This is a genomic window from Mesorhizobium sp. P5_C1 (assembly GCF_054049815.1).
The window spans coordinates 1-8,431 of the sequence record NZ_JBFULQ010000234.1; the positions used below are offsets into that span (position 1 = coordinate 1).

Genomic DNA, 8,431 nt, shown 5'->3' on the forward strand with positions numbered 1-8,431 from the left:
GTCAGCTGTCAGGATCTCGCCGCTGCCTATGTCTTTGGCATTGCCAGGAATCATGCCTTTGTCGACGGTAACAAGCGTACTGCCATCGTGGCCGCCGGCGCATTTTTGATTGTGAACGGCCATGTTCTGACAGCTGACAACGGCACGCTTTACGAATTCGTCATGGCCGTCGCTGCTGGCGAAATCGATGAAGCCGGAGCCGCGGCTTTCTTCCGCGACCACGTCGTCAAGCTCGAAGACTAGCTGTCGGAGAGCTTGACGATTTCCCATTCCTTGCCGTTGACCACAGCCACGTCGCCGACCTTCTTGCCGAACAGGGCGACGGCCATCGGCGACACATGGGAAATGGTGCCCTTGGCCGGGTCGGCCTCGTCCTCGCCGACGATTTTCCAGTGCACCTTCCTGTCGTCATCGCCCTCGAGCGTGACGCCCATGCCGAAGCGCACCAGATCGCTGCCCGGCTCCGGCACGGACAGTTCGGCGTTTTCGCGCCGGGCGGTCCAATAGCGCAGGTCGCGCGACACCACCGCAATGCGCTCGCGATCCGCCTTCCTTTCGGCTTTCGCCAATATGTCGCGCAGATCGGCCAGATTCTCCTCGATCATCGCCAGGCCGGTCTCCGTCACAAGGTTGCGGTGCTGGCTGATCGGCCGCTCGCCGATGCCGGCGATGGCGTTCTCGCTGTCTTCCTCGCGGGTAAAAGCTCTGCTCATCCGCTGAGCTTAGGCGCGGAGAGGCTGCTCGACAAGCCATTGTCGCTGCACTGGCAAGCAGCGACAGACCGTCTGGCACGAATCCTGCGGTGTCTGGGTGGAACGCCAGGACCCTGTGCCGATGTTGAACAGACGAACGTTTTTAACCGGAACCGCCGGCTTTGCCGTCTTGGGCCTCTCGCTTGGCAGAGCGGCGGCCGCCAGCCTGACCGGCATCGAGAAAGCCTCGATGCGCGGTTCGATCAACGCGACCGAACTTGGCGTCTCACCTGGCACCTTCGACGATCAGAGCAAGGCCTTCGCCAAGCTGCTGCGTGATGCCAACGACCGCGACATGCCGGTGTTCCTGCCGCCCGGCACCTATGTGGTGTCCAACCTCTCGCTGCCCAGCCGTGTGCGTCTTTCCGGCGTGCCGGGCGCAACGCGGATCGTCTATGGCGGCGATGGCCACCTGTTCATGGCCGAACAGGCCGACCATATCGAACTCAGCGGGCTGGTCTTCGATGGCAGCAACCGCTCGATGGGCGACTACGCGCAAGGATTGCTCGATCTGCGCCGGGTCGCGCACCTCATTGTCGACAATTGCCAGATAACCGGCAGCGGCAAGAACGGATTGGCGCTGGAACAGGCGGCGGGCCGGGTCGAGCGCTCGGACATCTCAGGGGCTGCCGATGCCGGCATCTATTCGGTCGAGGCTGATGGGCTGGCAATTGCGGGCAACACCGTCTCCGACTGCGCCAATGGCGGCATCCTGGTGCACCGCTGGCAGGCGGCGGAAGACGGCACCATGGTCACCGGCAACCGCGTCGAGCGCATCCAGGCGCGCAGTGGCGGCACAGGGCAGAACGGCAATGGCATCAACGCCTTCCGGGCCGGCAATGTCGTCATTTCGGGCAACATCGTCTCGGACTGCGCCTTCTCGGCGATCCGCGCCAACAGCGCCAGCAATCTGCAGATCTCAGGCAACACCTGCTCGCGCTCGGGCGAGACCGCGGTCTATTCCGAATTCTCGTTCGAAGGCGCCATCATCAGCAACAACATCGTCGACGGCGCCGCCAACGGCATCTCGATCGTCAACTTCAACGAAGGTGGTCGCATAGGTGTCTGCTCGGGCAACATCGTGCGCAATCTGTCGACCAGCGGTCCCTACCCCGCTGACCCGCCCGGCTTTGGCGTCGGCATTGGCGTCGAGGCCGACACCACCGTTTCCAACAATGTCATCGAGAACGCGCCGCTCTATGGCATGCAGATCGGCTGGGGGCCGTACCTGCGCAATATCGTGGCCACCGGCAACATCATCCGCAAGGCTGGAACGGGCATCGTCGTCAGCGTGGTCGAGGGCGCCGGCACGGCCGTCATCTCGGACAATGTCATCGATGGCGCGCTGAACGGCGCCGTTGTCGGCCAGCGCTGGGCCGAGCCGGCGACAGGCGACCTGACATCATTGGACAAGAGCGGTTACGCGCACCTGACCGTCGAGCGCAATCACGTCAGCTGAATGCTGGACTTTTAGTCCAAGGCCACTGTGGGCCTGAGCGCCCCGACCTTGGCGCCAATCCGGCTTTCAATCGGAGCGTTGGCCAGTTCGAGCAGCTTCGCCGCCAAAGCCTCGTCCGCGCGCAGCAATTTGGCGAGGACGGCGGCAACCATGGCTTCGCCGGCGCGGCCGGCACCGTCATCGCATTTGAGCGCGATGCCAAGGCCAATTTCCGGAATTGCGGCACAGTGAACACCTTCCGCGCCACCTTTCGCAAAAATCCGCCCGGGCGCGGCCTCCATCAGAGCGACATCGGCACGACCGGCGCCAGCGACGAAGAACGGTTCTGCCATGCAGGCGCTCATCAGACGCTTTGCGGCTTTGGCTCGCTCGGGACCAAAACCATTTGTCGTGGCCATACGGGCAAAGCCGAGGGCGAAGCTCCTGAGCGGCACCGCGTAGGTCGGGATCGAGCAGCCGTCGGTCGCTCGTTCATCGGCGCCATGGACAGCGCCCGTCACTGCCTGCATGACGTCGCGGACCATCTCCTGCAAGGCGTGCTCCGGCTTGACATAGCCGCGATGCGCAATGCCGGTGTGGACGCAGGTGCAGAGGAAGCCGGAATGCTTGCCGGAGCAATTGTTGTGCAGCGCGTTCGGCGAACCGCCGGCGCGCGCCAGCGCAATCTCCGCGTCATGACTGGAGGGCCAATGCGCGCCGCATTCCAGCGCTGACCCGTCCAGCCCGGCTCTGGCCAGCATGGAACGCGCCAACTCTACATGCGCCGGCTCGCCCGAATGGGAGGCACAAGCAAGCGCCAGTTCTCGGTTGCCGAAGCCGTACGCGTCCGCCGTGCCGCTTTCGACCAGCGGCAATGCCTGGATCGCCTTGACCGCGGAGCGCGGAAACACCGGCCTCGAGGTGTCGCCGATCTCCAGGACCGGCTTGCCGTCGGCATCGAAGACCGCGACGGCACCGCGATGCGCGCTCTCGACGATCGCGCCGCGCAAGACTTCGATCAGAACCGGATTTGTCATGAACCCTCCCGCTTGCGCATGACCTCGAAGATCGGAWCCGATCTTCGAGGTCATGCGCAGAATCAAAGTGTTACAGCGTCCTTTGCGCGCCTCAAAAGGCGCGCGGCGCTGTAATGCGGGCGGTTTATCTGATCCGGTCGAGAATGGAAACGTAGTTGGCGACCGCCGCGCCACCCATGTTGAAGATGCCGCCGAGTTTTGCGCCCGGCACCTGGATGCCGCCGGCTTCGCCGACAAGCTGCATGGCGGTCAGAACATGCATGGAAACACCGGTGGCACCGATCGGGTGGCCCTTGGCCTTCAGCCCGCCTGACGGATTGACGGGCAGACGCCCATCCCTGGCGGTCTCGCCGCTCATGGCGAGCTTTGCCCCCTCGCCCGGCTTGGCCAGGCCCATCGCCTCATACTCGATCAGTTCGGCGATGGTGAAGCAGTCATGCGTCTCGACGAAGGACAGATCGTCGAGCGTCACGCCGGCATTCTTCAGCGCACGGGTCCAGGCCTGTTCACAGCCTTCGAAGGTCAGGATGTCGCGCTTCGACATCGGCAGGAAGTCCTGCACATGCTCGTTGGCGCGGAAGGCAACGGCGCGGCGCATCTTCAGTGCCGTCGCGGTGTCGGCAAGGACAAGGGCCGCGGCGCCATCTGAGACCAGCGAGCAGTCGGTGCGCTTCAACGGACCGGCAACGAAGGGGTTCTTTTCGCTTTCCTGGCGGCAGAACTCATAGCCGAAATCCTTGCGCATCTGCGCGTAGGGATTGTCGACGCCGTTCTTGTGGTTCTTGGCGGCAATCATTGCCAGCGCGTCCGACTGGTCGCCATAGCGCTGGAAATAGGCCTGCGCGATCTTGCCGAAGACGCCGGCAAAACCCGCCGGCGTATCGCCATCCTCAGGCAGATAGGAAGCCTTGAGCAGGTTCTTGCCGATCTCGGGGCCGGGCGTCGTCGTCATCTGCTCGGCGCCGACCACCAGCACGATGCGGGCAGCGTTGGCATCGATGGCACGGATGCCTTGCCTGACTGCCGCCGAACCGGTGGCACATGCGTTCTCGACGCGCGTCGCCGGCTTGAAGCGCAGCCGGTCGTCGGCCTGAAGCACCAGGCTGGCGGTGAAATCCTGCGCCGAAAAGCCTGCGTTGAAGTGGCCGAGCACGATCTCGTCGACCTCGTCGGGGCCGATGCCGGCATGGTCGAGCGCGTCGGTCGCCACCTTGACGATCAGGTTTTCGAGCGTCTCGCCCTCAAGCTTGCCGAAGCGCGAATGCGCCCAGCCAACGATGCATGCGGTCATGGCGGTCTCCATCCTTGGCGCCAGCCTAGCATGAGGGCTCATGGCGCACTTCGCCTTTATTGTTCAAATATAAACAATCGTGCCCGCGCCGGGAAGGGCCGGAACAGGACAATCGCTTGGTGCAGGTTAGCGAGCGCCGATTTTTTTGTTGATTGACCCGTCAATAAAAAATAATCCTGCTTCAAAGGACCCTAGCGAGATGCCGAAAGTCGGAATGGAACCCCTGCGCCGCAAGGCGCTCATCGACGCGACGATCTCGGCGATCGGCGAACGCGGCTCGCTCGACGTGACCATGTCCGAGATCGCCGGCCGCGCCGGCGTGTCCTCTGCCCTTGCCCATCATTATTTCGGCGCCAAGGATGAGCTGCTGCTGGCGACGATGCGCCACATCCTGGCGGAACTGACCATCGACATGCGGCGCGCCCTTGGCGCCGCCAGCAGCCCGCGCGCGCGCGTTTCGGCGGTCGTGGCCGTCAACTTCTCCGAGCTCCAGTTCCAGCCGGAAACCATCGCCGCCTGGCTCGCCTTCTATGTCGAGGCGCAGAAATCGGCGGCGCTGCGCCGGCTGCTCAGGGTCTATGCGCGGCGCCTGCACTCCAACCTGTTGAGCGGGCTGACCGGCATCCTGCCAAGAGCCGAGGCCGATCGCGTCGCCGAAGCGACGGCGGCGCTGATCGACGGGCTCTACATCAGGCGGGCGCTGAAGGACGGCGTGCCCGACGCCGCGACCGCGATCGCGCTGGTCGAGGACTATCTCGAAACCAAACTCGGTGGACGGCAGACACAGTGACAGCCAAGCGACCCAATTTCCTGATCGTCATGGTCGATCAGCTCAACGGTACGCTGTTCCCGGATGGGCCGGCGGACTTCCTGCATGTGCCGCATCTCAAGGCACTGGCCGCCCGCTCGGCGCGCTTTGCCAACAACTACACCGCATCGCCGCTTTGCGCGCCAGGGCGGGCCTCGTTCATGAGCGGGCAGCTGCCGTCTCGCACCGGGGTCTATGACAATGCCGCTGAATTCGTCTCGTCGATCCCGACCTTTGCCCATCATCTGCGCGCCGCCGGCTACTATACCTGCCTGTCGGGCAAGATGCATTTCGTCGGACCGGACCAATTGCATGGTTTCGAGGAGCGGCTGACCACCGACATCTATCCGGCCGATTTCGGCTGGACGCCGGATTACCGCAACCCCGGCGAGCGCATCGAATGGTGGTATCACAATCTGGGCTCGGTGACCGGCGCCGGCGTCGCCGAGACCACCAACCAGATGGAATATGACGACGAGGTCGTGTTCCTGGCCACGCAGAAACTCTATCAGCTTTCGCGCGAACAGGACGATGCGGACCATCGGCCCTGGTGCCTCACCGTTTCGCTGTCGCACCCGCACGATCCCTATGTCGCGCGCAAGCAGTATTGGGATCTCTACGAACACTGCCAGGCTCTGGACCCGGAAACCGGGTTCATCGCGCATGACGAGCAGGACACGCATTCGCAGCGGCTGTACCACGCCAGCGATTATCGGTCTTTCGAGATCACCCCTGAACAAGTGCGTCGTTCCCGGCGTGGCTATTTCGCCAACATCTCCTATGTCGATGACAAGCTCGGCGAGCTTCTGGAAGTCCTGCAGCGAACGCGCATGCTCGACGACACCGTCGTCCTGTTCTGCTCGGACCACGGCGACATGCTCGGCGAGCGCGGCCTGTGGTTCAAGATGAGCTTCTTCGAAGGCTCGGCGCGGGTGCCGCTGATGATTGCCGGCAAGGGCGTTCGCGCCGGACTGATCAAAGCGCCGGTCTCCAATGTCGATGTGGCGCCGACGCTTTGCGACCTCGCCGGCATCGACATCGGGGCGATCGCACCGTGGACCGACGGCCAGTCGCTGCTGCCGCTTGCCAATGGCGGGCAGCGCGCCGCGCCTGTGTTGATGGAATATGCGGCGGAGGGCTCCTGCGCACCACTCGTTGCAATCCGCGACGGCAGACACAAATTCGTCCATTGCGAGCTCGACCCGCCGCAACTGTTCGATCTCGAGACCGATCCGCTCGAGCGAGACAATTTGGCCGGCGACCCGGCCAATGCGGACTTGGTGGCGGCATTCATGAGCAAAGTCCGCGCGCGCTGGGACATGGCCGGCTTCGACGCCGCCGTGCGCGAAAGCCAGGCGCGCCGCTGGGTCGTCTATCCGGCGCTGCGCAACGGCGCCTATTACCCCTGGGATTTCCAGCCGCTGCAAAAGGCGTCGGAACGCTACATGCGCAATCACATGAACCTCGACAATCTCGAGGAGAGCAAACGGTATCCACGAGGCGAATGATGGCAGACCTTCTCGTCCCCTCTCTCGACCATCTCAAGCAGGCCTATGCCGTCACCTCGCGGGCGACACAGATCACGCCGCTGCTGGAATCGGCGGCACTCGCGCGCGAGACGGGCGCGGCCCGCGTGTTCATCAAGCCGGAATCGCTGCAGTGGGCAGGATCGTTCAAGATACGCGGCGCCTATTGGCGGCTGAAGCAGCTTTCGGCCGAAGAGGCGAATAAAGGCGTCGTCGCCTATTCCTCCGGCAATTTCGCGCAAGGGCTTGCGGCGGCCGGCCAGGCGCTCGGCATTCCGGTGACCATCGTCATGCCGATCGATGCACCCGCCGCCAAACGTGATGCCACCGCAGGCTATGGCGCCCGCGTCGTGCTGACCGACCATGGCGAGCGCGCGCGTGAGGAAGTCGCCGCCGCCAAGGCGCGCGAGATCGCCGAGACCGAAGGGCTGGCCCTGCTGCATCCGTTCGACGATCCGGAGATCGTCGCCGGTCAGGCGGGCGCCGGCCTCGAAGCGCTCGACCAGCTTGCCGCCAAGGACGCCAGCGCCGACCTTTTGTTTTGCTCGGTCGGCGGCGGCGGACTGATCGGCGGCGTTTCGCTTGCCTTCCACTATCTGTCGCCGGCCACCGAGATCATCGGCGTCGAGCCGGAAGGGTTCAACGGCATGGGCTCGTCGCTGGCGCATGGCAGCATCGAGACGATGCCGATCGGCCCGAAGTCGATCTGCGACGGGTTGATGTCGCGACGGCCCGGCGACGCTCCGTTCGCGGCGGTCAAGACCGCCGGCGTTCGCGGCATCACCGTCGACGATCAATCGGTACGGCGCGCCATGCGCATCGCCTTCGAGCGCATGAAGCTGGTGCTCGAACCGTCGGGGGCTGCCTCGCTGGCGGCGCTGCTCGGCGGCAAGGTGGATGTAAAGGGCAAGACCGTGCTTGTGATGGCAACTGGCGGCAACGTTTCGCTCGCCGATTTCATCACGCATATGAACGATGGGCTGAAATGAACCATGCTTGAAGCGGATTTCGTCATCATCGGCTCCGGCTCGGCCGGCTCGGCCATGGCCTATCGGTTGTCCGAGGACGGCAAGCATTCGGTGATCGTGATCGAATTCGGCGGCACCGATATCGGACCGCTGATCCAGATGCCGTCGGCACTCTCGATCCCGCTCAACATGAGCCTCTACGACTGGGGCTTTGCCAGCGAACCGGAGCCGCATCTCGGCGGCCGCGTGCTGGCGACGCCCCGCGGCAAGGTGATCGGCGGTTCGTCCTCGATCAACGGCATGGTCTATGTGCGCGGCCACGCCCGCGACTTCGACCATTGGGCCGAAGAGGGTGCCACCGGCTGGGGCTTTGCCGACGTGCTCCCCTACTTCAAGCGCATGGAGGACAATGACGGCGGCGAGGATGGCTGGCGCGGCCATGCCGGGCCATTGCATGTACAGCGCGGCTCGCGACGCAATCCGCTTTACGGCGCCTTCGTCGAGGCGGGGCGCCAGGCCGGGTTCGAACTGACCGACGACTACAATGGTTCCAAGCAGGAAGGCTTTGGGGCGATGGAGCAGACCATTCGCGGCGGCCGCCGCTGGTCGGC

General features: G+C 64.2%; 9 protein-coding genes. 6 read left to right on the forward strand and 3 right to left on the reverse strand.

Features of this window, described 5'->3' with window-relative positions; genetic code table 11:
* Window positions 1-243: type II toxin-antitoxin system death-on-curing family toxin (locus tag ACXJ7R_RS18480; protein ID WP_457153103.1), on the forward strand; the 243-nt coding region annotated here is incomplete at its 5' end.
* Here ACXJ7R_RS18480 and greA read toward each other — a convergent pair.
* Entirely contained in the window at window positions 240-713 is a 474-nt protein-coding gene (gene greA / locus ACXJ7R_RS18485; RefSeq protein WP_095089824.1) for a transcription elongation factor GreA, read from the reverse strand. The genes ACXJ7R_RS18480 and greA overlap by 4 nt on opposite strands.
* Before the next feature lie 121 nt (window positions 714-834).
* On the opposite strand from greA, the gene ACXJ7R_RS18490 reads away from it, so the two are divergent.
* Entirely contained in the window at window positions 835-2,211 is a 1,377-nt protein-coding gene (locus tag ACXJ7R_RS18490) for a TIGR03808 family TAT-translocated repetitive protein (protein WP_457153104.1), read from the forward strand.
* Window positions 2,212-2,222: 11 nt separating this feature from the next.
* Here ACXJ7R_RS18490 and ACXJ7R_RS18495 read toward each other — a convergent pair whose 3' ends face one another.
* Together ACXJ7R_RS18495 and ACXJ7R_RS18500 are read right to left on the reverse strand one after the other, a co-directional pair.
* On the reverse strand, window positions 2,223-3,227 hold the full coding sequence (locus tag ACXJ7R_RS18495) for an asparaginase (protein WP_457153105.1): 1,005 nt from the start codon (window positions 3,225-3,227) through the stop codon (window positions 2,223-2,225).
* A 124-nt stretch (window positions 3,228-3,351) separates the two neighbouring features.
* On the reverse strand, window positions 3,352-4,518 hold the full coding sequence (locus ACXJ7R_RS18500) for an acetyl-CoA acetyltransferase (RefSeq protein ID WP_457153106.1): 1,167 nt from the start codon (window positions 4,516-4,518) through the stop codon (window positions 3,352-3,354).
* 199 nt (window positions 4,519-4,717) lie between these two features.
* Here ACXJ7R_RS18500 and betI point away from each other — a divergent pair, with 199 nt between their 5' ends.
* From betI to ACXJ7R_RS18520, 4 genes are all read left to right on the forward strand, one after another.
* A complete protein-coding gene (betI, locus tag ACXJ7R_RS18505) occupies window positions 4,718-5,308 on the forward strand; it encodes a choline-binding transcriptional repressor BetI (protein WP_457153107.1) in 591 nt (196 codons plus the stop codon).
* On the forward strand, window positions 5,305-6,834 hold the full coding sequence (gene betC / locus ACXJ7R_RS18510) for a choline-sulfatase (RefSeq protein ID WP_457153108.1): 1,530 nt from the start codon (window positions 5,305-5,307) through the stop codon (window positions 6,832-6,834). Before betI ends, betC begins: the two co-directional genes overlap by 4 nt.
* On the forward strand, window positions 6,831-7,841 hold the full coding sequence (locus tag ACXJ7R_RS18515; protein ID WP_457153109.1) for a threonine/serine dehydratase: 1,011 nt from the start codon (window positions 6,831-6,833) through the stop codon (window positions 7,839-7,841). Before betC ends, ACXJ7R_RS18515 begins: the two co-directional genes overlap by 4 nt.
* A 3-nt stretch (window positions 7,842-7,844) precedes the next feature.
* Window positions 7,845-8,431, forward strand: a 587-nt coding sequence (locus ACXJ7R_RS18520) for a GMC family oxidoreductase N-terminal domain-containing protein (RefSeq protein ID WP_457153110.1), incomplete at its 3' end; no start/stop codon positions are given.